The following is a 25,061-nucleotide window of genomic DNA, read 5'->3' as shown; positions in this document are numbered from 1 at the left end:
ATTAAATTAAAAGGATGAACCTTCAGAACTCTCCTTCCGCAAGTTTAGGCTGCGCCTAAATCCAACTGGCGCTAGTCTTAGCGCAGCGAGACTTGTGACACACTGACAAGAGTAAGTCTCCAGACTTGCATTTATCCAAATTTCATGAATACTGAAGTCTGGAGACTTCCGGCATGTCTTCAGGCACAAGTGACGCCATTCGGCTTAACACTTGCGCCAGTTTCTACCAGTTCCTTCAAACAAATGTATTTCTACAAAATCCCCTTCTCCTTCTTCCGTTGCAGAAAATACGCTTCTACTTCTTCCCTACTCTTCGCATTAAAAGTCATTTCGGCGCTTAGGCCACCTTTGCGACCCATGAGTACGCCGTAGCGCATGTCGGCGTAGCCGGTGGTGCTGTGGGCGTCGGGGTTAATGCTGAGCATTACGCCTTTTTGCAGAGCATAATGCACCCAGCGCCAATCTAAGTCCAGGCGCCACGGGTTGGCGTTTATTTCAATGATCACCCCGTTTTCGGCGCAGGCATCTATCACGGCTTTGTGGTCTATCGGGTAACCTTCGCGGCGCAAAAGTAAACGTCCGGTCGGGTGGCCTAAAATAGTTGTATAAGGATTTTGAATGGCTGTAATTAAACGTAGGGTGGCTTTTTCCTGGGTCATGTTCAGGGTGCTGTGAATGGAAGCTACCACAAAATCGAAGGTTTTCAGAATGGCCTCGTCGTAGTCTAAAGAGCCGTCGTTGAGAATATCGGATTCTATGCCTTTGAAAATTCTGAATGGGGCGAGTTTCTGGTTCAGTTCGTCGATCTCTTTTTGTTGCTGCATTACGCGGCCTTCCTGCAAACCGTTGGCGTAAAAAGCCGATTTGGAATGATCGCACATGCCTAAATACTGGTAGCCGGCTTCTTTGCAGAAAACCGCCATTTGTTCCAGCGTGTTCGCGCCGTCGGAATAGGTGCTGTGGTTGTGCAGAATGCCTTTCAGGTCGGAGTCTTCCAGTAGCTTGGGAAGTTTGTTTTCGGCGGCCAGTTCCAGTTCGCCGAGGCCTTCGCGCAACTCGGGTTCGATGTATTGCAGGCCGGCTTTTTCGTAAATTTCCGCTTCTGTCTGGAACGTGACTTTTTTGAGCAAATTGTATAGCGTTTCGGAACCGTTGTAAGGCAAGCTCAGGTGCAGATCATGCGCAGAATTCCGGAAAACTTCGTTCACGAATTGCGCTTCCGGAACCAGCTTTATTTCGACTTTTAGGCCCGTTTCCCCTAGCGTTCCGCGCCAGGCAAATGGTCCGGAAAATTTTTCGTTCTGCTGCAAAGCCGGAATTTCATTGAGTTGTTCCTGGGTTTTAACCGGGTTTTCCGTAGCAATTACCAGTTGCAGCAGATCAATAATTTCGAGCTTGCGGCGGAATTCTCCGGTTATTTCAACCTTATCGGTTTTCTGCGTTTCCTGCAGCAGTTTCTTAAGGTCTTCGGCGGGAATTTCGGCTTCGGCCCAGAGCAATTTGCCTTTGCTTTGCTCATTATAAAGCAGCGCATTTTTCAGGGTTTCCTGGGTTTTGGCGCCGAAACCTTTCAGCTTGGCAATTTCATCTTTTTCGCAGGCCTGCAGCAGATCAGTGGTGTTTTCAATGCCCAGTTCTTTCCAGATGGTGCGGATCTTTTTCGGGCCGAAGCCTTTAATATTCAGCATTTCTACCACGCCGGGCGGCGTAATTTCGAGCAACTTGTTCAGGTCGGCAAAGGAGCCGGCCTGGTTTAGTTCTACAATTTTGGCGGCAATGCTTTTGCCTACACCTTCGTAGCTTTCCAGTTCTTTTTCAGTCATGCCGGCCATGGGCGCATCTACGCGTTCAAGCGCAGCCACCGCGTTCTGGTAACCTCTTATTTTAAAGGCATTTTCGTCGTGCAGCTCCATTAAGCTGGCCATGAGTTTAAAGGCGCGGCGTATATTTTTATTATCCATCTTTGTAGTGATTAGTGAATAATGATTAGTGATTAGTTCCTCACAATTTCTTATTCATTGCCGTCTGCTTTAGCTGACGGATTGCTATGTGGTAAAATTAGCCAAAGCCGTCGGAAACCGAAACGAAAAATGCTTTTTAGTTTTTCTATCTAAAACCCTATCGTTTCTAAAATCTAACTGAAATCCCAAATCACTAATCATTAAACACTAATCACTATTCACTATCCAGAATCACTATTGATTGAATTTTGTAACTTGCCCGCAATTTCACCCTCATTTGCGTAATAGAAAGCTCAATACAATGCGATTTAAGTATATTCCCGGGGCACTGCTGTTTTGTTTGTTTTTAATTGCGGGAACCTGCAAGAAAAAAACGCCCAAAGAAACCATAGAAATTACCAACGCGCTGCTCGGTAAAACCTGGTTGCACTCTCACGAAGAAGACCGCGGCGACACGCTGGTTTACCGCCCTAACAGTTACGATTTTCCGCCTGCCCGTGGCCGCACCGGTTTTCAACTGGAAGCTGACGGCACTGTAAAACAGTACGATATTGCCCCAACCGATGGCCTGGAAGAAAAAATTGGTAACTGGCTGATCCGCGATAAAAACCACCTGGAAGTTACTTTCCCGAACCATAATTCTATGGAGTACGAGGCAGAGATCCTTTCTATTGATGCAGATAAACTTAAGCTGAAACGCACCTTTAAATAGTGATTAGTGAATAATGAATAGTGATTAGTCAGCTAATTTGAAAGTTGTATAGTTAAGTACAGAAATCCGAATGTTGCATGTGTAGTAATGAAACAACTTGCTGGAATTTGGCGAAATCATTACTTTCCGGATTTAAAAAAACTTCTCTTTAAACGCTTAAAATTACAAATACTACCATTATTCATTTCTCAACTAATTATTATTCAGTAATCATTAATCACTAAACATTAACATGAACTATTGGCTCGTAAAATCGGAACCTGAAACATATGGCTGGGCGGACCTAGTAAAAGACGGAAAAACCGTTTGGGATGGTGTGCGCAATTATGCAGCCCGCAATTTTCTGGCAGAAATGAAGCGCGGCGACCTGGTTTTATTTTACCATAGTGTTTCGGAAAAAGCGGTAGTGGGCATTGCGAAAGTAGAAAAAGAAGCCTTCCCCGATCCTACTGCCGACGATCCGCGCTGGGTTTCGGTGGAGCTGGTTCCTTTCCGCGATTTTAAAGATCCGGTTACGTTATCGCAGATCAAAGCCGACCAACGGTTGCAGCAGGTGCCCTTAATCCGGCAGTCGCGCTTATCGGTTATGCCGCTGAAACCGGAAGAATTTGAAGTGATCCTGGCGCTGGGAAACTAGAAATATTGCGGCGAATCTGTTCGTAAGTTGCCCGTAATTTTACTTCAGAATCGCTATGCTTTCAGCGCTAAAAACTGCCGGAGCAGCCTTAAAACAAACGGGCAGCTCCGGCGTTATTTTTAGTACCGAACTTCCCCGGCAGGTTCGCGTAGGAAAAGCTTCGCGGCTATGAAAGCAATTTTATTTCTTTTGTATTTTCTGTTATTTCCGGTGTTTTGCGCCTGGGCCCAACCCAGCCAGAACAGCCGCGCCGAATTGCCTTTCCGCAACGATCTTACCCAATACGAAGTCTGGCCACAACCCGACAGCACCGTTTTTGTTTTCACGCACGAAGACTATTTCCGCCGCAATTCCGAACCTTTTTATCTATTTAAATTCAACCACGACCTTACTTTGCTGTGGCAAAAACCATTGCAATTGCCGCGCGGCTGTAAATTTTTAGAAGCAACTTCCGAAGGAAAAACCCTTTTCCTGTACTTCGATGGGGATAAAAAAGATGAATTTGTGCTGTTGCGCGTGCATACCCCAACCGGCGAACAAACCCAGACCAACCACCAGCTGCCTGAGCACATGACCTTTACGCTCACCGGTTTACAAGCTTTGCAAGGCAATTTATTTCTGACGGGTTTGCAGAACGACCGGCTTACGGTTTTACACCTGAACCCCGACCGGGAAGAACTCTTAAAACTGCCGGCCATTTACGACCAATCTTCGGCGCTGGCTGCTTTTAATGCCGATACGGTGGCCGGACGCATGGAATTTATTTTAACGGAATCGAACGGATTGAAAGCGCGGCTGCAAACCAAAAGGCTGGCGCCGGATGGCCGTTTATTTTCTACCAATTTCCTGCAAAGCCCCGAGCATAATTACCTTTCCGGCAGGTTAACCCCCGGCGACAGTACCCGCAAATTACTGGCCGGTACGTATAGTTTACGCGATCTGCGTTACCCGCAGGGCTTTTTTACCGGCCCGTTTTTAACTACCGGCAACCAGAATCTGAAGTATTACGATTTCACTACTTTCCCCCATTTCTTCGATTATCTGCGCCCGGGCCGCCAGGAAAGAGTGCGGCGCAAACTGGACCGTTTCCGGAGCACGCGCAAAACGTATGTGCTGCGACAGCGCTTTTTAATGCACGAAATGTACCCGTATCTGGATGGTTTTATTCTGGCCGGCGAGCTTTATTACCCGCAATACGAAGGCGAAGGCTCTACCAACCGGGTTTTCAGCGGTTACGCTTTTTCCCAGACCGTGGCCGCGGCTTTCGATGCGCAGGGAAATCTGCAATGGGAAAACAGTTTTCCGCTGGAAAATATACAGCAACTGGAATTGAAGCAAATAACGGCGGCCGGCGTGTTTCAAAACAAGATCGCATTCTGCTACCTGGATGAAGAAGTGATCCGCTACAAAGTTATTTCCGGCAACGAAAATTCTTCCAACGAATTACAGACTACAGCCAAACTGATTTTACCCAACGAGAAGCTCATAAACACCGATCTGCAGGGCGTAAAACATTGGCAACAACAACATTTCCTGGTTTTCGGGGAACAGAAAATTCGTGGCAGCGACGGCGTACGTACCGTTTTCTTCGTGAATAAATTATCGTTTTAAGAGCTCTGTACTTTTTAAGCCTGAAACCATAGCGTTTTAATTACTTCCGGCAACCTTAACTGCACCTGATATAAATTCTATCAGTCTACTTTTTCGCCCCCAAACCCTACCGTTTTTCCTGCTCATGGAGTGTTTGTAAGCAACATAACCGAACAAAAGTAACACACATCAGTTGCTTTCTTAACACAAACTTATATCTTTCGCAAGAATTTACTCCTGAAGCCTTTACTATGAGAAAACTGCTACCTGCTTTCGCGGTAATTTTTGCATTAATCATAAGCGGAACTACGGTCTCGGCGCAGAATTATCAGCCCTTCCGGAAAGGGTTAACCTACCACTACATTGCCCGGGATTCCATTTATTCCATGCGCATCGATTCGGCGAAGGTGGTGAACGGCGATTCGGTTTTTGTTTTTAACCCGATTGCTCGGAAAGGTGGTCCATCGATTTCTAATTGTATGCCTCCCGGCGGACTTTATCTGGAATATGCTGTTCACCCTAATAATCAGTTTGGGTCGCAAATGCAGAAAAAGACAAACGGGGATTACATTTTTAAAACGTATCAGGGCGCAGAGTTTTTGTTAAAAACTAAAGCTGCTATTGGCCAAAGTTGGAGCGCATTTTCTAATCCGGCCATTACCGCTACGCTTACTTCCCGCACTTTTGAGCCGGTAAAGAATACCGTTTCGGATTCGGTTTTGACTTACACATTGAGCAATGGCAAAACCATTAAGCTTTCAAAAAACTACGGTTTCCTGAAAGCACCGAATTTAAGCCAGTATTCCGATGCTTATTTCAAACCGAGAGAGCTGGAATTTTATGCGCTGCCGGAAAAAGGTTTGGGAAATACGATCAACAGTCCGTTTGCGATCTTCGATTTTCAGCCCGGCGATAAATTCAGTTTATACTATAAACATCTTGATGTTCATAATTCTGTATGCCAGGAAGAGTGGACTGAAAGAGAAATAAAAGCCCGCAGTACAAGTGGTGATACAATTATCTATTCAATTGAGGAACAACGATTAAGCAAAGGCTATGGATCTCCGGGTGCACCAATGGGATGGTGTTCGGCTTCAAAAGCCACCACTTTAACGCCGAAGTACACTTATGATTTAAAAATTTCCGCTGATTTTCCGAATGCGCCTTATGCGCTTTCGCATGGTTTTATTGCAGGGGGAAGTCTTTTCTCACAAGACAGCCGGGTTTCAAAAGCTATTATAAGTCAGGCAAAATATAATTACCGGGAGCAAATGCAATTCACAAATCTGGGTTTCGATTCGTGCAGCAAGATCTTTTCGCCGGGAGTAGATTATGGTGTTCAAAATACTTATTCGGTAGGGCTTGGCGAAACCCGGCGGGAAATTTTTTCGATGGGCGCAACCGAAACAACAACTCTGGAATGCTACACTAAAGGCACCGAAACCTACGGAACCTGCCGGTCTTTAGCCGATATTCTGGCCGTGAAAGAAGAAGTTAACAAAAAACCACTGGTACAAGCTTTCCCAAATCCTTTTTCCGATGAACTGACTTTAACGTTTGGTGAAACATCCGGCATTACGCAGCTTACTATGCGCAACACGTTAGGTCAAATTGTGTGGCAAAAAGAAACCGCTACTTCGGCAAATTCTGAAATAAAATTACAGTTTCCGGAATTACCGAAAGGAATTTATTTATTGCAGGCTTCGCAGAAAGGGAAAACGTTTACGAGCCGTTTAGTGAAGCAGTAAAGCACTTTTTTAGCCTAAAACTATAGCGTTTTTGCAGCAAACCTTGTAGCGTAGGGTTTAAGCCCTACGATACAAGGTTAGTTTTTTGCACCTTTTCCCTACCATTTTTCCTCAGCAGAAAATATTTGGCGGAAAAAGGCAAAAACGTATCTTTGCGAAACCGAATTGCTATGCAGAAACGCCTGATTGTTCCCCACGCTTTGCTTCAGATCATGCTGCAGCGGCTTTGCCATCAGCTTATAGAAACGCACGGCGATTTCAGCAAGACCGTGCTTATTGGCTTGCAGCCCCGCGGTAAATTCCTGGCGCAACGTATTCAGAAACAACTGCAGCAAATTACCGGCTCGCTGGTTCCGCTGGGCTTTCTGGATACTACTTTCTACCGCGACGATTTCCGCCGCCGCGAAAACCCCATTGCTGCCAACGCCACTTCCATAGACTTTATAATTGAAGACCGCCGCGTGGTTTTAATAGACGATGTGCTGTTTACGGGCCGTTCGGTGCGCGCTGCTTTAGATGCCATGATCGCGTTTGGCCGTCCGGCGGAAGTGGAATTGCTGATCTTGATAGACCGCCTTTACCAGCGCGATCTGCCCATTCAGGCCAATTACGTGGGCCAGAAAGTGAACTCGCTGGCCAGCCAGAAAGTGCTGGTAGCATGGCAAAACGAAAACACCGCCGAAGACAACATCTGGCTTATTTCCAAAACCGACGAAGTATAATTTTTCCCCGCAATGTCACAGCTCAGCGTCCGCCATTTATTAGGAATTAAAGATATTACCGAAGCCGATATTCAGCTTATTTTTGAAACCGCGGACCATTTTAAGGAAGTACTGAACCGCCCGATCAAGAAAGTACCATCGCTACGCGACATTACCATTGCCAACGTTTTCTTCGAAGATTCTACCCGCACGCGCCTTTCTTTTGAACTTGCTGAAAAACGCCTTTCCGCGGATGTGATCAACTTTTCGGCCAGCGGCAGCTCGGTTAAAAAAGGCGAAACCTTGCTCGATACGGTAAACAATATTCTGGCCATGAAAGTGGATATGATCGTGATGCGCCATTCGAGCGTGGGCGCGCCGCATTTCCTTTCGCGCCACATAAAAGCCAACATCGTAAACGCCGGCGACGGCACCCACGAACACCCAACCCAGGCACTTTTAGATAGCTTTTCGATAAGGGAGAAATTAGGGGAAGTTGCCGGAAAGAAAATTGCGATCATCGGTGATATTCTGCATTCCCGCGTAGCGTTAAGTAACATTTTTGCACTCCAGAAATTAGGCGCCGAAGTAATGGTTTGCGGACCAAGCACTTTGATTCCGAGATACATTGGCGAACTGGGCGTGAAAGTGAGCCACAATGTGCGCCAGGCGCTGGAATGGTGCGATGTAGCCAATGTGTTGCGCATTCAGTTAGAACGGCAGCAAGGCAAATTATTCCCGAGTCTGCGCGAATACACCCAATATTTCGGCATCAATAAAAAAATACTGGAAAGCCTGAACAAGGAAATTGTGCTCATGCACCCTGGTCCGATAAACCGCGGCGTAGAACTTAGCTCCGATGCCGCCGATTCCGGTCAGTCTATTATTCTGGATCAGGTGGAAAATGGCGTGGCGGTGCGCATGGCGGTGCTTTACTTATTGGCTTCAAGCAAAGAATAAGCGGCACTTTTTCGGGCAATTTCCCTATCGTTTTTTTAGGTTTAATCAGGTATTTTACTGAAATTCCACAGTTGCTCTTGCAGGTTGATTTTCTTTTGTAATTTGTTTGTAACTTATTTTAAATTTTAAAATAACATCAGCAAACATCTGACTTTCAAATAATTAACAAAACTTTCCTGCATTTTTTGTACCTTTGGCTGTAACTGGTTTGCTGTTCAGGTTTTAAATGCCTGAAAAATTTTAAAACGAGCCAGTTGAAGCTTTTTTTTTCTTTTATCCTTTTCAAATGAGAAAGCAAATTTCCTATTTTTTCCTTGTGCTGTTACTGGGTTGCGCGGTAACTTCCTGTAAAGAAGACAACGTTACGCCAGACAACACAAATCCTGTAGAAAACCCGCAGCACGTTCCGCTGGGCACCATTGTTGGTTTTCCGGAAGACTTTGAAGCCACAACCAAATTCGGTTATCCTACCGATACTATTACGCTGGGTAGCGGCGACTGGATCCTGGATGACGCGTTGATCGGAACTTCGGCCGATGACCGCAGAAATGGTTATCAATCGGTGCGAATCCGTTATACGGGTAAAGTAACCATGAATTTTGCTTCGCCGAAAGGTGTTTCTACGGTTACGGTAAACCACGCGCGCTACGGCAACGACCCGGAAAGTGAATGGGAACTCTGGGTTTCGCACAATGGCGGCGAATTTATGAAAGTGGGCGAAACGGTTAAATCTACTGCTACTACCTTGCAAAAGGCTACGTTTACCGTTAACCTGACCGGTTCGGTGAAATTCGAGATCCGGAAAATTTCCAGCGGTACCGCGCGTTTGAACATCGATGATTTTTCTTTTAAAGGCTACGGTCTAGCCGGCGATACCGATGGTACTTACGATGCCCCGGAACCAGTTATTAACGAACCGCTTCCAACCGATAACCTGCACATAGGTATGGGCAACCCGAGCAACGCTACCAATAACGTAGCCAACTTCGCCAATTACCTGATGCAGAAAAACGAATACGACCTCTCCTACCACCGCGACCGCGGCATTCCGAACTGGGTTAGCTGGCACCTGGACCGCACCTGGATTGGCAGTGCACCGCGTCAGGATAATTTCAGGGCCGATAATACGTTGCCGGCCGGCTGGTACCGCGTAATCCAGACCAGTTATTCCAGCACCGGTTTCGATCGGGGCCATAATTGTCCTTCTGCCGACCGTTCCAGCACTACGATCATAAATTCGGCCACTTTTCTAATGACGAATATGATTCCGCAGGCGCCAAATAATAACCAGCAGATCTGGGCCGACCTGGAAAACTATACCCGTTCGCTGGTAAATAAAGGCAACGAAGTTTACGTAATTATGGGCAGCTACGGCGAAGGCGGAACCGGCTCGAAAGGCGGCTTAACTAAAACTATAAACGGCGGCAAAGTAACCGTACCAAGCAACGTTTGGAAAGTAATTGTGGTGCTGCCGGAAGGCAACGGCGACGTGAACCGCGTGAACAATACCACCCGCATAATTGCCGTAAATACGCCTAATATTAACAGCGTTAGCTCGAGCTGGGGTACTTACCGCACCAGCGTAGATGCTATTGAAGCTGCAACAGGTTACGACCTGCTTTCCAACCTTCCGGAAGCCGTGCAAACTGCGGTAGAAGCTAAAACCGACAACGGCCCGACGAACTAAGTTTTGTTTACCCGGAAATAGAATCGGTTAAATACATTTGCAAAAAGCGCCTGCACTGAAAAAGTGGAGGCGCTTTTTTTTTGTTTTACTTTTTTAAACTGCTAGCATACCATTTTACCCAAAAACAGCAGGCACATTACCCTTTGTTTTCGTATAAACATATTATACGCTCTCAAAACACAAAATACTACAGTTATGAACGCAAACGAATATAAAACCAGAATCCAGCAGTTGCTGAATGAAAATAATTTCTCTGAAGCTATAAACTTTATTTTCGATACTTACCAGGAAGAGCATCCTACCGCCGCCAATATTCCGGTTTACCGCGACAAAGTAATTTACAAGATCCAGACCGAATTTCAGGAAGATACGCCCGAGAACCGACAACGCATAAAATTATTGCTTTACGGTTTTACGTCTATTATCGGGCACTCGGAAGGTGAAGCGGCGTTTAACATTATTCTAATGCTCTTACATTGCCTGCATAAAAACATGGACGAATCTTTGAGAGAAGCCATAGAACTGATAAAACTCGAAAAAGCTTCGAATAATTTGAATATGGCTTCGTGAGTTTTTGGGGCGGAAATGGTAGCGTTTTAGGCTGAAAACTCAGTAAGCAAAAAACCTGTGAGGTATTAGAAACCTCACAGGTTTACGGTTCAAAAAAACGGTAGACAAAACTCATAAAAAACTCATAAAAAAACTCCCGTAACCCGCAAACTCATCCTCGGTCTGTGGCGCACAGACCGAAACACTACCGTTAAAATGTAACAGCTTTAAGCAAACATCGGCAAGATGGCCTGTGCGCCACGGACCACAGTTGGCTGACAACATTTGCTCGGCTTGTTTCAGAAAGCAAAAAACCTCACAGGTTTAGCTCACAAAACGGTAGGCAAAACGCCCCAAAAATTCATAAAAAAGTCGCTGCTGGAAATTAATCCGGCAGCGACTTTTTTGCTTCAAAACAGTATCGTTTTTATTTCTCGGCCATCAGGCGTTCGATGTCTTCGAGTTCCAGCGGAATGTTTTTCATGAGGTCTTGCGCGCCGTTTTTGGTAATCAGGAAATCGTTTTCTAAACGGATGCCCAAACCTTCTTCGCGGATGTAAATGCCCGGTTCGCAGGTAAACACCATGCCTTCTTCAAATGCCCGGAATTTGCTGCCTACGTCGTGCACATCGAGGCCTAAGAAATGCGAGGTGCCGTGCATGAAATATTGCTTGTAAAGCGGTTTTTCCGGGTCCTGATTTTTCACGTCCTGCTCGTTGAGCAAGCCGAGTTTTATCAGTTCGTTTTCCATTACGGTGCCAACAAATTTGTGGTATTGGTCTAACGTATTTCCTACAATCAGCATGTTGCTGGCCACTTTCATTACGTGCAGCACGGCGTTGTAAACTTCTTTCTGGCGCGGCGTGAACTTGCCGTTTACCGGCACGGAGCGCGAAAGATCCGAAGCGTAATTGGCATATTCGGCACCAAAATCCATCAGGATCACGTCGCCGTCCTTGCATTCCTGGTTGTTATCTACGTAGTGCAGAATGCAGGCATTAGCGCCCGACGCGATGATCGAGCCGTAAGCTGGTCCTCGGGAACGGTTGCGCAGGAATTCGTGGTAAAGTTCGGCTTCAATTTCGTACTCCATCACGCCTGGTTTTATGAATTTGAGCAAACGGCGGAACGCTTTTTCGGTGATGTCGCAGGCTTTCTGGATCTGGGCAATTTCGTACGGCGATTTGATGGCGCGCAGGTTATGCATAATAGGCGCCGAACGATGATACTGGTGCAATGGGTAATGCTCTTTGCACCATTTTATGAAGCGCGCGTCGCGGGTTTCAACTTCAATTACGGCGCGCAAATGTTCGTTCGTGTTCAGGTACACATTTTCCACTTCGGTCATTAAAGAATTAAGCACCGATTTGAATTCGTGGGTCCAGAAAACGGTCTGAATGCCGGAAACTTCGCGGGCCTGTTCTTTGGTGAGTTTGTAGCCTTCCCAGGTTAAAATCAGGTCGCTGGTTTCGCGCACAAAGAGAATTTCTTTCAGCCGCGCATCCTTCGATTCCGGGAAAAGCAGCAAAATACTTTCTTCCTGGTCCACGCCGCTTAAGTAGAAAAGGTCGTTATTCTGGCGGAAAGCCATGGTGCCGTCGGCGTTGGTCGGCATTACGTCGTTGGAATGAAAAACGGCCAATGAACACGGTTTCAGCTGTTTTACAAAGTTGGCCCGGTTGTGAATGAAAAGCTCCGGATCGATCTGCGAATATTTCATTTTTGAGTTTTTTGCTATAAAAGGCTACCGTTTTTGGCGGCGGCGCAAGTTCTTATTTCTGAAACGAAAAGTAGCACTAAATATTGAGATAAGCGAATTTTTACGCCCTTTCCCCTACCGATTTCCGCCTGAATTTTCAGCCAGCGCTTGTTCCAGCACAGCCAGCAATTGTTCGTTTTTTATGGTGAGCGCGCACTTAAAATGCCCCTGCGGACAAGCTTTATACCCGTGCAAACCACAAGGCCGGCAAGGCAGATCCACTTCGGTTTCTACAATTCTGGAAAAATCTGATAAAGGTCCGAACCCAAAAGACGGCACAGTAGAACAATAAACCGCCGCCACCGGCGCGTTAGTAGCAGAAGCCAGGTGCATCGGTCCGGAATCGTTTACGTAACTCAGAACCGCATCTTTTTGCAATGCCGCCGACTGCAACAAACTCAGTTTTCCGCACAAATTTTCGGCGTTCGTTCTTCCGGAATGTTGCAAAATGCGGTCGCAGAGTTCTTTATCATTTGGCGCTCCAAGCAAATACACTTTCAGGTTTTCCGGAACAGTTTTCAGCAGCTCCACCCATTTTTCTTCCGGGTATTGCTTCGTGAACCAGATGGAAGACGGCGCTACGCAGATATAAGGCTGCGCTTTATAAACCGCCACTTTCTCAAAATCGGCTTGGCTGGGGTAAAGTTTTGGTTTGGCAGTTTCAGGTCCGGTGAGGTGTTCGATGAGTTTCTGGTTGCGTTCCGTTTCGTGCAAACCGTTGGAAATAGTATGCGAAACGGCGTGGCTGAAAAACCTGGAAAACGGATTTTTATCGAAGCCTACGGTTTGTTTTGCGCCGGAAAGTGCGGTTAGCAAACCGGTTGCCCCGAAGCGCTGCAGATTAATCACCAGGTCGTATTTCTCTTTCCGGACTTCGCGCAGCAAGCGGTACAGGTCTTTGAATTTGCCCTGCTTTTTATCCCAGATGTAAAGGTAGTTCAGGTACGGGTGGTTTTGCAGCAGCGAATCGTTGCCTTTGCGCAGCTGAAAATCGAGCCTGGCCTGCGGAAAGGTTTCGTGCAGTTTTTCGAGTAAAGCGGTGGCTAAAACTACGTCGCCCAGAAAAGCGGTCTGGATTATTAATATTTTTTGCGGGGCGTTCATGCTGGGGTAAAATTACGAAAATAATGTGGTGTTTGCTTTTTTCCGGATAATGTGAAAGGGCAACCACGAGGGGTGCCCCTACAATCCTGGGAACCCACCAACCATCCGGTAAAAAATGCGTACCTTTGTGGTCCATTTGCTGAAAGATTTTAATGTCAGAATATCACATCCATACACTGCCAAACGGCATTCGTATTCTCCATAAACAAGTACTTCACACCAAAATTGCGCACAGCGGTTTTACGTTCGATATCGGTTCGCGCGATGAAAATGAAAGTCAGCTGGGTTTGGCGCATTTCTGGGAACACATGGCTTTTAAAGGTACTGAAAAGCGCAAAGCCTTTCATATTCTGAACCGTCTGGAAACCGTGGGAGGCGAATTAAACGCATATACTACCAAAGAAAAGATCTGCTTTTACGCGTCGGTTTTAGATGCGCATTTCGAGAAAGCCTTTGAATTGCTGGCCGATATTTCGTTCCATTCCATTTTTCCGGAAAAGGAAATTGAGAAAGAGCGTGGCGTGATCCTGGAAGAAATGGCCATGTATCTGGACACGCCCGAAGATGCCATTGTAGATGAATTCGATTCGGTGATTTTCAAAAATCATGCGTTGGGAAACAACATTTTAGGCACTACGGAGAGCGTAACGCATTTCCAGAAAGCTGATTTCCTGAATTTTATTCAGAATAATTACAGCACCGACCGCCTGGTTTTTGCTTCGGTGAGTAACCTGCCGTTCGAGAAAGTGGTGAAGCTGGCCGAAAAATATCTGGCGAAAATTCCGGCCCGGGTTTTGGAACGTAAACGCATACCGTTTTTAGAATATCAGCCGCAAAGCATCCGCATCGAAAAACCGATCAACCAGGCGCATTGCATCATCGGCGCACCAGCTTACGGACTTTCTGACCCAAAAAGGATACCGTTTTTCATGCTTTCGAACTTAATTGGCGGCCCCGGCATGAACTCGCGTCTGAACTTAGCGGTGCGCGAAAAATATGGTTTGGTTTACTCCATCGATGCGTCGTACACGGCTTACGTAGATACTGGCTTGTTCAATATTTACTTCGGAACGGAGAAAAAGCAGCTGAAACGCACTACTGATCTGGTACTGAAAGAACTGAAAAAACTCCGCGAAATTCCCCTTACGCCCAACCAGCTGCACAACACCAAAGCCCAACTTATGGGCCAGCTGGCCATGGCCGAAGAAAGCAATATTGGTTACATGATGATGATGGGCAAAAGCATTCTGGACCTGAACCGCATCGACACCCTGAACGAAATTTTCGACCAGATCAAACAAACTTCCGCCGAACAACTCCAGGAAATTGCGAAAGAAATTCTGGCCGAGGATAAGCTGAGCTTTTTGAATTATGTGCCAGAAACGAAGTAATGTGCTAATTTCTTAATGTGCTAATGTGCTATTCTGACGGTTTTTTTATAATCAAATAGACTTTCAAAATAGCTAGAATCCTGTACAAATTATGCACTAATTCAATTTCGCATTAGCAAAAAAAAATAGCACATTAGCACATTAAACAATCAGCACATTAACCCATGGAATTCATAGACGAAGATTTAAACCAATATTGCGAAGATCACACCACGCCGGAAACTGAAGTGCTGAAAAAGCTGAACCGTGAAACACACGCTAACGTAATGATGCCGCGCATGCTTTCGGGCCATATTCAGGGCCGTACGCTGGCCATGTTCTCGCAGATGATCCGACCGGAAAATATTCTGGAAATTGGCACGTATACTGGTTATTCGGGCATTTCTTTGGCGGAAGGATTAACCGAAAATGGCACGCTGCATACCATCGATATCAACGACGAGCTGGAAGACATGGTGCGTCGTTATTTTGCCGAAGCCGGTATTAAAAACAAGGTAAAATACCATTTAGGCAACGCCCTGGAAATTATCCCGACGCTGGATGTAACCTTCGATCTGGTTTTTATTGATGCCGATAAAATTAACTACAGTAACTATTTCGATCTGGTGATTGACAAGGTGCGGCCCGGCGGTTTTATTATTGCCGATAATGTTTTGTGGAGCGGCAAAGTACTGGAAAAATTCCGCAAAAAACTTGACAAAGACACCGAAGCCCTGCTGGATTTCAATCAGAAAATCCAAACCGACGACCGTGTAGAAAATGTACTCCTGCCGATCCGCGATGGGTTACTGGTGATCCGAAAAAAATAAATTCAACCGGTTTTTGAACTATCTGGCCCCCCTTTAATCCTCCCCAAAAACACGGGAGGATTTTTTTTCTGCACGAGTACAGTCAGCTAAAACATATGGGAACGAAGGTCAACCACCCCAACTCCTCCTGTCCAGGCGGGGAGCTTTAAAGCCGTCAGCTAAAACAGAGGGCAATGAATTTCGAACTATTTACATCCCAATTCCACGCATATCGCCAGCGCAGCGTTTCATGAAACGCTACAAAAGATAAAAAGCTGACTACGGAGGAGAAAAGATTACCAGTTTCTGCGTGCGCGGCCTCCGCGCTTTCCGACTTTTGCTTTAGCAAAATTGCGCAAGCAAAGGAAAGGGTGAGACGCGCACGCAGAAACGAAGCCGCCCGGCTTGAGGGAGAAAGCTCTTTCAGAAGTTAAGAGTCAATAGTTTAGAGTTGAAAGTTGGCTATGAAAACGCTATCCTTTTTAAGTGAAAAACTCAATAGCAAACCAAACTACCAACATGATGAGATCTCTCCTATCGTCGAGATGACGAAGTAAAACGGTATCCTTTCCATCTCAAAAATTCAGCGAAAACTGAAAATCCCTTTTTACAAGCGATCAAAAACGCTAACCTTTTTCCTTCCAAAACTCGAGCAAGCCCTGCCTGCATTTCCAAAACTGAACACTCAAAATTGGTAACTTCTTAACCAGCTGAAATTTGTCATAATCGGGCTCTACCAAGGCTTTAAGGCTGTTTGTGGAAAACGTGTAGATAAATTGTAGAGAAGTAATCAGCTTCAAAATTCAGAATCAGATTTAAAATCCGGTATTTTGTCAACATGCGCCGAATTCCCTTCCTGAATCTGGTGCAATTTGCCGCTGTAGCATCACGCTAAAAATGCACGGTGCAGCGTTCACAATTTATAAAATGCAGCTATGAAAAAGTATCTGGTAATTCTCGTAAGCCTGGTTGTTACTTCGGTACAAGGCCAGCAAATTCTGGTACCCGATAACGTTTATTTTGCCGATATTCACCTGAGCATCGATAAGAATGCCCGAGAAAAGATCCAGAAGAACGTAGATGCGCTGCTCAAAAATCCTACTTATTTCAAACAGAAAGTAGACCGCGCCGATACGTATTTCCCTATCATTGAGCGCGTTTTCCGCGAAGCCGGTCTGCCCGACGATTTTAAATACCTGGCCATTCAGGAAAGTGGTTTGGTGCCCGATGCCATCTCTACGAGCAAAGCTGAAGGTTTCTGGCAATTCAAAAAAGAAACTGCTTTGGATTTTGGTTTGGCCGTAAACCCGAACATCGACGAACGTCGCCACATTGTGGAAGCTTCGCGCGGCGCCGCCAAATATTTCATTCAAAGCAACGCTTATTATAAAAACTGGATAAACGCGCTGGTTTCGTATTACATGGGTTTTACGGGCGCCAAAGCCTATGCCCGCCCCGGCGATACTGATAGCAAAGACATGCGCATTACCGACCAAACGCACGTTTATTTCCTGACATTTTTAGCACATAAAATTGCTTTCGAAAATGCCGTAGGTAAAAATCCGGCGCCAACTATTTCGTTAAGAGAACTGCGGGCTACGCCGGGTTTAAGCTTAGGAGAAATTGCTTTGGCTAACCAGACCGATCCGGTAGAACTCGAGAAATACAACCGCTGGTTATTGGGCGGCACCGTTCCGGCCGATAAAGATTATACCGTTTTCATTCCGGTTTCCGGCGCACTGGCATCTAATACCGCAGTTGCCTCGGGCCCGAAAGAACTGGTTGCTCCGGTTATCATAAACAAATCCATTTCGCAGGAACCTGGCAAACCGAAATTCGCAAAAATGAACGGCCTGAAAGTTATTGTTGCCCAGGCCGGCGATACCAAAGATAAACTGGCTTTGCAGGCTGGCATGGGTACTAAAAAATTCCTGAAACTGAACGACATGTACAGCTTCGAGGAAATTGTACCGGGCCAGGTTTATTACGTGCAGAAAAAACATACCCGCGCCAATGTAAAAAATCACGTAGCGCAACCCGGCGAATCCTTAGCAGGTATTTCCCAGCAATATGGCATCCGGTTGAAAAGCATATTGAGCAAAAACCGCATGAAAAAAGGTGAAGCACTGGTTGCCGGCCGGGTTCTTTGGTTGCAGCAAACGCGTCCGGCCAATATTGCCGCAGAATACCGCCGCATAGAGCAGAAAGAAATTCAGAAAACACCACAACCTTTAACGCCTTCAAATCCGGTTCAGATCACGCATAAAATTTCTACAAAACAGGCTGAACCATTTGCCGGCACCAATTCTAAAAACGGCTCTTCGGCTTTAATAACCATAAAAGAAACGGCATCGAATACGTTTCACAAAGCCGGTGCCGCGCTGAACGTACCGGAAAAACAACCGGAAGTTGCTCAGGTTGGTGGCAGCGTTTTCGAAGAAACCCTCGATCTGAATCCGGAACCGAAAGTTACTAAAACCAAAACGCCTGAAACGCCAGCTAAAACCACTGCCGCAGAAACTGCTTATCACAACGACCTGGACGAAGAAGTAAGCGCCGCCAACGAAACTACGCCTGATATTGTAGCCGAAACGGGATCTGTGCAGACATCAGTTTCAGAAACAGAACCAATTGATGAAGAAAAAATACTGGTAGATTCCAAACCGATTGAAACTCCGAAAACAGAAACTGCTCCGGAAAAAGCAACCGTTTTATACCCGAAAACGGTAGCAAAACCAGCCAAAAAAGTGATCTTAGCTGAACCGATTGCCAAGCCTGAAGATGATTCTGCCAGCTTCGTAGCGTCTGCGGAAAAAGTTACCGAACCTGCTCCAGCGCCCGCACCGGTAAAAGAACAGCCGAAAGTAGTTTTAAAAGATCCGGTTACGGCTTCGGCGCCAAAAACGGTATCGATTCCGGATAAAAAAGTGGAGAAAACTGTAGCGCAAACCAAACCTACGTCGCACAAAGTTGCCAAAGGCGAAACGCTTTACAGCATCTCTAAAAAATACGGCGTTACCCCTTCCGACCTGAAATACTGGAATGAATTAGGTGAAAAACCTTTATCTATTGGTCAGGAATTGAAAGTTACCGGCGAAAAACAACTGGCTATGCCTGTGCTCACTGTAACTGGCCCCGACAAACCAGTAGCCGAAGGAACCGTGGTGAATATTACGCACCGCGTAGGCGAAGGCGAAAGCATGTACCAGATCTCCCGGAAATATGGCGTAAGCATAAAAGAAATTATGGAGTGGAACAACAAAGCCGATTTCAACGTGAGCGCCGGCGATGAACTCTACATCCGTTCGAAACCTGGCAGCAGCCGGAATTAATTTAATTAAGAATTACGAATTGAGAATGGCTGATCAGGAATGGTCGGCCATTTTTGTTTTCGGGTTTTTCAGGTGAAAAGCATACTGTTTTTAACCGAATTCATTGTTCCTCTGGCGGCGTAGTCAGCGCATCGGCGGTTTGCAAACCTTTGGCAACCTCCGGAATAATACCCAAACGCTGATAGATCGGATCTACGAGCTTCCGCATTTTGGGTAGTTGAATGGCAAACGGTGTAATAGCGGCCAGCACCAGAATGCCGCAAATGAGCAAGGTATATTGCACGCCCACTACCTCGGCCAAAGCTCCGGCCAGCAAACTACCAAATGGCGCCATGCCCAGGAAAGCCATGGAGTAAAAACTCATCACGCGGCCGCGTTTATCATCGTCCACAATGGTTTGCAGAATGGTATTGGAGCTCGCCATTTGCACGATCATCCCAAAACCGGTAAACAACATACAGAACAGCGAAAGCGCAATAATTCTTGAAAATGAAAAGGCAATAAGTCCCGCGCCCAGCAAAACCGTCGCCCGGATAATGATGTTGCCCAAACCCAACACCGATTTCCGTTGCGCTAAAAACAAAGCTCCCGTTAAAGCCCCGATTCCGGAAGCGCCCATCAGGAAACCCATGGTATTCGCATTTCCGTGCAGCACATCGCGGGCGAAAACCGGCATTAAAACGGTAAGCGGCATGGCAAATAAACTGATGCTGGCAATGAGCAAAATGATACTCCTTATCGGGGCAAAACCGAAGGCATAGCTAAAACCTTCTTTCAGACTCTGGAAAACCGGCAACTGCTTTTTCTCTGAAATAACCGGCGTGGTTTTAATTGCCAGTAGCGAACCCAAAACCGCAATGTAACTCACCGCATTTCCCAGAAAACAGATCCCCTCGCCTACCGCCGCAATTACCAAACCCGCCACCGACGGACCAATTAACCGTGCCATATTGAACATGGAAGAATTTAGCGCAATGGCGTTGCTGATATCGTTCCGGTCTTCGATCAGTTCAATTACAAACGATTGCCGCGCCGAAATATCGAAGGCATTGATAATGCCCATGAAAACGCTCAAAGCAATGATAATGGGCACCGTGATCTGATCGGTTAAAACCAACGCCGCCAACGTAGAAGCCTGGATCAACGAAAAGGTTTGCGTGGCGAGTAAAATGCGGTGCTTATTCCTTCTATCGGAAACTACACCGGCAAAAGGCCCCAGCAAAAACGACGGGATCTGGCTGGCAAAACCTAAAATGCCCAGCAGAAAAACGGAATCTGTTAATCGGTAAACGAGCCAGCTCAGCGCTACCTGCTGCATCCAGGTGCCGATTAAGGAAACGCCCTGGCCCATAAAAAACAAACGGTAATTTCTATATTTCAAGGCCCGGAACATGGCACTGAATTTTGATTCCGGAGCAGGATTGGTAAGGTCTGGCATTTTATGCGAATTCTGAAACAACTTTACAGCTTACGAAAATTCATTGGTTTGGTGACTTTGAGTTTTTGAGGTGAAAAGGATAGCGTTTTTAACAGATTTTAGAATAAAAAAAACGATAAGGTTTTTAAGCAAAAAAGTAACATAAACACATTCTGACCAAAAAGTTATTTTGAATATTTATACAACTCTTCAAATCCAAAAATCTCAATATAGTTATTAATATGATCTTCACTATAAATCACCCAAACATCATCACCCATTGGAAGCTTTGGTACGAAATTCTCTTCACGGTAAAAATTAGCAAACCCTAAGAGCATCCCTTCAATATCAAGGACTATCAAATGAGGTTGATTAAAAAAAGTCTTAACTATTTTCTTTCCATTTTCATGAGTTTCAGTCCATTGATTCTTTTGATAACCAAAGATTCCAAAACCAGTCAATTGCTTTCCAACAAGAAACCTTGTAAATTTTGATTTTACCTCGTACACCTGATCTGGATCTTTTTCAATAAAGGTCTTTTCAGAAACGCTGATTGTATAATGATCCCAAACGGAAACAGAATTCCAGGAAAAGTAAATTCTTTTCTCACTTTCAAACTTCAAAATCGCCTGATAAGAAATTATATCTACACCATCATTGTCTGTCGTTAACTCCTCCTGACTTCCAAAATCTGAATAAACTATCTTGTCTAATCTTAAACCAATGCATTTGGCCAATGGCTCAATAATTTCTCTATTTAGATATTCCAGATTTTCCATAAATCAGTTTAACATTCAATTCTAAAGATATTTATTAAAATCAACTTTCTGCAAAGTCTTACAAAACCCCGAACCCTTCCCCCAAAACCCGTGTTCTAAAATCACGCAAAACTCCCGCTTTCCCATTTCCGAAACCGCCCGATTTTGCGTAATTTTAAGGTTCAGAAATGCCCGCAGCCAGCCCAAACCTAATTGTTTAAATGCTATGGTTTTAGCCCGAAAAAGTGCCCCGCATTTCTAATTTCTAATTTCTAATTTTGAATTTTGAATTTCTAATTAACCAGAAAGTGCCAGATTTCAGCCACCTTCATTGCCATACCCAGTATTCCCTCCTCGACGGCCAGGCCAGCATTGCCGCGCTCATGAAAAAAGCGCAGGCCGACGGCATGAAAGCCGTTGCCATGACCGACCACGGCAATATGTTCGGGGCCTTCAACTTTGTGGCCGAAGCGAATAAATACAACGTGAAGCCAATTGTGGGTTGCGAATTTTACCTTGTAGCCGACCGCCATCAGAAAACCTTCAGCAAAGAGCAGAAAGATGTGCGCCACCACCAATTGCTGCTTGCCAAAGACCAGGAAGGTTACCAGAATCTGGCCAAGCTTTGCTCGATGAGCTACATAGAGGGTCTGTACTCCAAATGGCCGCGCATCGATAAGGAACTGCTGCAGCAATACTCCAAAGGTTTGATTGCTACCAGCTGCTGCATTGGCGCGGAAGTGCCGCAGGCCATTCTCTGGAAAAGCGAGGAAGAAGCCGAAGAAATTTTCAAGTGGTGGCTCGATTTGTTTGGCGAAGATTATTACATCGAGATCCAGCGCCACGGTTTGCAGAATATCGACGGCACCGGCAAAAGCCAGGAAGACATAAACCAGGTTCTGCTGAAGTGGAGCAAGAAATACAATGTGCCCGTTATTGCCACCAACGATTCGCATTACGTGGACCAGCAGGACTGGAACGCCCACGACATTCTGCTGTGCGTGAACACCGGCGAAAACGTGAGCGTACCGGTCGGCGATTTCCAGACCAAATATTTTCGCTGCCTAACCTCCGATAACCAAGTAATTTACGACCACCTTGACAACATCGAGCGAAAATATTCGCGCGACGAAAACGTGCGCCGTGAGCTCTACCGCATTCAGGAAGAAACCCAGAAACCGCGTCCGCAAAGTCGCTTCGGTTTCCCCAACGACCAGTTCTTTTTCAAGACCCAGGCCGAAATGAACGAACTGTTCAAAGACGTGCCGCAGGCGATAGATTACACGAACGAAATTGTAGATAAAATTACGCCGCCCAAACTGAAGCGCGACATTTTACTACCCAACTTCCCGCTTCCGCCGGAACACCCCACCGCCGATGCATTCCTCCGTCACTTAACCTTCGAAGGCGCCAAGAAACGCTATGGCGAAATCACGCCCGAAATTGAAGAACGCCTCGATTACGAACTGCGCATCATCGAGACGATGGGTTTTGCCGGTTACTTCCTCATCACCCAGGATTTCATCAATAAAGGCCGCGGAATGGGCGTAATGGTGGGTCCGGGCCGGGGTTCGGCGGCTGGTTCTGCGGCGGCGTATTGCATCGGTATCACCAACATCGACCCGATAAAATACTCCCTCCTGTTCGAGCGTTTCCTGAATCCGGAACGGGTTTCAATGCCCGATATCGATATTGACTTCGACGACGTGAACCGCCAGAAGGTGATCGACTACGTGGTTGATAAATACGGCAAAACGCAGGTTGCGCAGATCATCACGTTCGGTACAATGGCGGCCAAATCGAGTATTAAAGACGTAGCCCGAAGCATTGAATTACCATTGAACGAAGCGAACGAACTAGCCAAACTGGTGCCGGACGCGCCGGGCACCACGCTGGCCAAAGCTTTCGCCGAAGTGCCGGAACTGCAAACCATTCGCGGCGGCTCCGACCTGAAAGCGAAAGTGTTGCAATTGGCCGAACGCCTGGAAGGCTCGGTACGGAACACCGGTATTCACGCGGCGGGGGTAATCATTGCGCCCGACGATATTACCAAGTACATCCCGGTTTCCACGTCCAAAGATTCCGACCTGCTCGTTACCCAGTTCGACGGCAAGGTAATTGAAAGTGCGGGCATGCTGAAGATGGACTTTTTAGGGCTTAAAACCCTGACCATCATTAAAGATGCGATGGCGCTGATCAAGAAAAACCACGGCATCGAAATCGACATCGACAACATCCCGATGGACGACCTGAAAACCTACGAACTCTACCAGCGTGGCGACACCATCGGTACGTTCCAGTTCGAGTCCGAAGGCATGCGGATGTACCTGAAAGATCTTCAGCCGACCAACATTGAAGACTTGATTGCCATGAACGCCCTTTACCGGCCGGGACCGATGCAGTTCATTCCGAACTTCATTAACCGGAAGCACGGCCGCGAAGAGGTGGAATACCCGCACGACCTGCTTGAACCGATCCTGAATTACAGCCAGGGTATTATGGTGTACCAGGAGCAGATCATGCAAACGGCCCAAATCCTGGCCGGTTACTCGCTCGGCGGCGCCGACTTACTGCGCCGTGCGATGGGTAAGAAGGACATGAAAAAGATGGCCGAGGAACGCGAAAAGTTCATTAAAGGAGCCGGCGAAATTCATAAAATTCCAGCCAAGAAAGCGTCCGAAGTTTTCGACGTGATGGAGAAATTCGCCCAGTACGGCTTTAACCGTTCGCACTCGGCAGCTTACTCGGTGGTGGCCTACCAGACCGGTTACCTGAAGGCGCATTACCCGGCCGAATACATGGCGGCGGTGCTTACCAACAACATGAACGACATCAAAAAGGTGACGTTCTTTATTGAGGAAGCGCGCAAGCAGGGGGTTCAGGTTTTGGGCCCGGACGTGAACGAATCGGATTTCAAATTCAACGTGAACCAGGATGGCCAGATCCGTTTTGGATTAGGTGCGGTGAAAGGAACCGGCGAAGCAGCCGTAGAAGCAATTTTAAGCGAACGCGAAAAGAACGGACCCTACAAAGATATTTTCGATTTTGCGAAGCGCGTGAATTTGCGGGCTGTAAATAAGAAAACCTTCGAAAGCGTGGCCCAGGCCGGCGGTTTCGATTCGTTTGAAAAATACCACCGCGCGCAATACATTGAAGTTGCCGAAGGCGAAAGCATTAACTTAATAGAAAAAGCCGTTCGTTTTGGTAATCAATACCAGGCCGAATTAGGCGCTGCGCAGCAATCTTTATTTGGCGGCGGAACGGTAGAAATGCCGCTTCCGCGCGTACCCGATATGCCGGAATGGAGCCAGAACGAAAAACTGCGCCGCGAAAAAGAAGTGGTAGGTTTCTATATGTCGGGCCACCCCTTAGACCAGTTCCAGCTCGAAATAGATTCCTATTGCACCTGCGGCGTTGACAGGATCGAAGAGTTCAAGAACCGCGATATTTCCGTAGCCGGAATGATCTCCAACGTGCAAATTCGTACGGCGGCTAAATCAGGAAATCCGTTCGCGCTTTTCAACCTGGAAGATTACGATGCTACCTTGCCAATGGCCTTATTCGGGGAAGATTACCTGAAATATGCGTCGTATTTGCGGGAAGGAATGTACGTGTTTATAAGAGGCAAAGTAACGCTGCGCTACAAAACCGAAGACCAGTGGGAACTGAAACCAACCAGCATCCAGCTCCTCGGCGACATCACCGAAAAAATGGCTAACGGCGTGCGCCTGGATATGGATATCCGGCTGGTAACCTCCGAAGCTATTGACCGTCTGGAAATGGCTTTGCAGGCTTGTCCGGGACAGAAGAAGTTTGAATTGCAGTTAACCTCGCCAGAGGAAAGATTGGCCGTGGAATTGTTTTCCAGGAAGTACCGGATCGAGCCGAAATCGTTTATTCAGCATTTGAAGGGTAGTGAGTTGGGGACGTATAAGTTGATATAGAAAAAGGCCTTCCGTTTGGAAGG

17 protein-coding genes are annotated in these 25,061 nt (G+C 46.5%); 12 read left to right on the top strand and 5 right to left on the bottom strand.

The window, feature by feature from the left end; genetic code table 11:
- Nucleotides 1-251 precede the first annotated feature (251 nt).
- A complete protein-coding gene (gene polX, locus ACFPIB_RS12985; RefSeq protein ID WP_378017890.1) occupies nucleotides 252-1,961 on the bottom strand; it encodes a DNA polymerase/3'-5' exonuclease PolX in 1,710 nt (569 codons plus the stop codon).
- A gap of 301 nt (nucleotides 1,962-2,262) precedes the next feature.
- On the opposite strand from polX, the gene ACFPIB_RS12980 reads away from it, so the two are divergent.
- From ACFPIB_RS12980 to ACFPIB_RS12945, 8 genes are all read left to right on the top strand, one after another.
- Nucleotides 2,263-2,673, top strand: a complete 411-nt coding sequence (locus ACFPIB_RS12980; RefSeq protein ID WP_378017889.1) for a hypothetical protein — start codon at nucleotides 2,263-2,265, stop codon at nucleotides 2,671-2,673.
- A 232-nt stretch (nucleotides 2,674-2,905) separates the two neighbouring features.
- Nucleotides 2,906-3,310 carry an EVE domain-containing protein gene (locus tag ACFPIB_RS12975; protein ID WP_378017888.1) on the top strand — a complete coding sequence of 135 codons (405 nt, stop codon included), beginning with the start codon at nucleotides 2,906-2,908 and terminating at the stop codon, nucleotides 3,308-3,310.
- A gap of 168 nt (nucleotides 3,311-3,478) precedes the next feature.
- Complete coding sequence (locus ACFPIB_RS12970) at nucleotides 3,479-4,921, top strand: hypothetical protein (RefSeq protein ID WP_378017887.1); 1,443 nt, start codon at nucleotides 3,479-3,481, stop codon at nucleotides 4,919-4,921.
- A 230-nt stretch (nucleotides 4,922-5,151) separates the two neighbouring features.
- Entirely contained in the window at nucleotides 5,152-6,648 is a 1,497-nt protein-coding gene (locus ACFPIB_RS12965) for a T9SS type A sorting domain-containing protein (RefSeq protein ID WP_378017886.1), read from the top strand.
- 170 nt (nucleotides 6,649-6,818) lie between these two features.
- The gene (gene pyrR, locus ACFPIB_RS12960) at nucleotides 6,819-7,370 is read left to right on the top strand and encodes a bifunctional pyr operon transcriptional regulator/uracil phosphoribosyltransferase PyrR (RefSeq protein ID WP_378017885.1); all 552 of its coding nucleotides are present in this window, start codon (nucleotides 6,819-6,821) and stop codon (nucleotides 7,368-7,370) included.
- A gap of 12 nt (nucleotides 7,371-7,382) precedes the next feature.
- Nucleotides 7,383-8,309 (top strand): aspartate carbamoyltransferase catalytic subunit, encoded by a 927-nt coding sequence (locus tag ACFPIB_RS12955; RefSeq protein ID WP_378017884.1) that lies wholly within the window; start codon nucleotides 7,383-7,385, stop codon nucleotides 8,307-8,309.
- Between the two features lie 286 nt (nucleotides 8,310-8,595).
- Nucleotides 8,596-9,996 (top strand): DNA/RNA non-specific endonuclease, encoded by a 1,401-nt coding sequence (locus ACFPIB_RS12950; RefSeq protein WP_378017883.1) that lies wholly within the window; start codon nucleotides 8,596-8,598, stop codon nucleotides 9,994-9,996.
- Between the two features lie 195 nt (nucleotides 9,997-10,191).
- The gene (locus ACFPIB_RS12945) at nucleotides 10,192-10,566 is read left to right on the top strand and encodes a hypothetical protein (protein ID WP_378017882.1); all 375 of its coding nucleotides are present in this window, start codon (nucleotides 10,192-10,194) and stop codon (nucleotides 10,564-10,566) included.
- 406 nt (nucleotides 10,567-10,972) lie between these two features.
- Here ACFPIB_RS12945 and ACFPIB_RS12940 read toward each other — a convergent pair whose 3' ends face one another.
- Nucleotides 10,973-12,265 (bottom strand): aminopeptidase P N-terminal domain-containing protein, encoded by a 1,293-nt coding sequence (locus tag ACFPIB_RS12940; protein ID WP_378017881.1) that lies wholly within the window; start codon nucleotides 12,263-12,265, stop codon nucleotides 10,973-10,975.
- A 114-nt stretch (nucleotides 12,266-12,379) separates the two neighbouring features.
- The gene (locus ACFPIB_RS12935; protein ID WP_378017880.1) at nucleotides 12,380-13,408 is read right to left on the bottom strand and encodes a glycosyltransferase family 9 protein; all 1,029 of its coding nucleotides are present in this window, start codon (nucleotides 13,406-13,408) and stop codon (nucleotides 12,380-12,382) included.
- A gap of 152 nt (nucleotides 13,409-13,560) precedes the next feature.
- Between ACFPIB_RS12935 and ACFPIB_RS12930 the strand changes: the two genes are divergently transcribed.
- The 3 genes from ACFPIB_RS12930 (at nucleotide 13,561) to ACFPIB_RS12920 (ending at nucleotide 18,919) form a co-directional block, all read left to right on the top strand.
- Nucleotides 13,561-14,799: a M16 family metallopeptidase gene (locus tag ACFPIB_RS12930; protein ID WP_378017879.1), complete on the top strand. Its 1,239-nt coding sequence runs from the start codon at nucleotides 13,561-13,563 to the stop codon at nucleotides 14,797-14,799.
- 164 nt (nucleotides 14,800-14,963) lie between these two features.
- Nucleotides 14,964-15,608 (top strand): O-methyltransferase, encoded by a 645-nt coding sequence (locus ACFPIB_RS12925; RefSeq protein WP_378017878.1) that lies wholly within the window; start codon nucleotides 14,964-14,966, stop codon nucleotides 15,606-15,608.
- Nucleotides 15,609-16,522: 914 nt separating this feature from the next.
- Complete coding sequence (locus ACFPIB_RS12920; RefSeq protein WP_378017877.1) at nucleotides 16,523-18,919, top strand: LysM peptidoglycan-binding domain-containing protein; 2,397 nt, start codon at nucleotides 16,523-16,525, stop codon at nucleotides 18,917-18,919.
- Between the two features lie 100 nt (nucleotides 18,920-19,019).
- Here ACFPIB_RS12920 and ACFPIB_RS12915 read toward each other — a convergent pair whose 3' ends face one another.
- Both ACFPIB_RS12915 and ACFPIB_RS12910 read right to left on the bottom strand, forming a co-directional pair.
- A complete protein-coding gene (locus ACFPIB_RS12915; RefSeq protein WP_378017876.1) occupies nucleotides 19,020-20,357 on the bottom strand; it encodes an MFS transporter in 1,338 nt (445 codons plus the stop codon).
- Nucleotides 20,358-20,521: 164 nt separating this feature from the next.
- A complete protein-coding gene (locus tag ACFPIB_RS12910) occupies nucleotides 20,522-21,115 on the bottom strand; it encodes a hypothetical protein (protein ID WP_378017875.1) in 594 nt (197 codons plus the stop codon).
- 287 nt (nucleotides 21,116-21,402) lie between these two features.
- Between ACFPIB_RS12910 and dnaE the strand changes: the two genes are divergently transcribed.
- Nucleotides 21,403-25,038 (top strand): DNA polymerase III subunit alpha, encoded by a 3,636-nt coding sequence (gene dnaE / locus ACFPIB_RS12905; RefSeq protein WP_378017951.1) that lies wholly within the window; start codon nucleotides 21,403-21,405, stop codon nucleotides 25,036-25,038.
- Nucleotides 25,039-25,061: the final 23 nt, after the last annotated feature.

It is taken from the genome of Adhaeribacter terreus (assembly GCF_042657365.1).
GTDB lineage: Bacteria > Bacteroidota > Bacteroidia > Cytophagales > Hymenobacteraceae > Adhaeribacter_A > Adhaeribacter_A terreus.
Note: the sequence above shows the minus strand (reverse complement) of the source record. Positions and strands in the feature narration are given on the sequence as shown.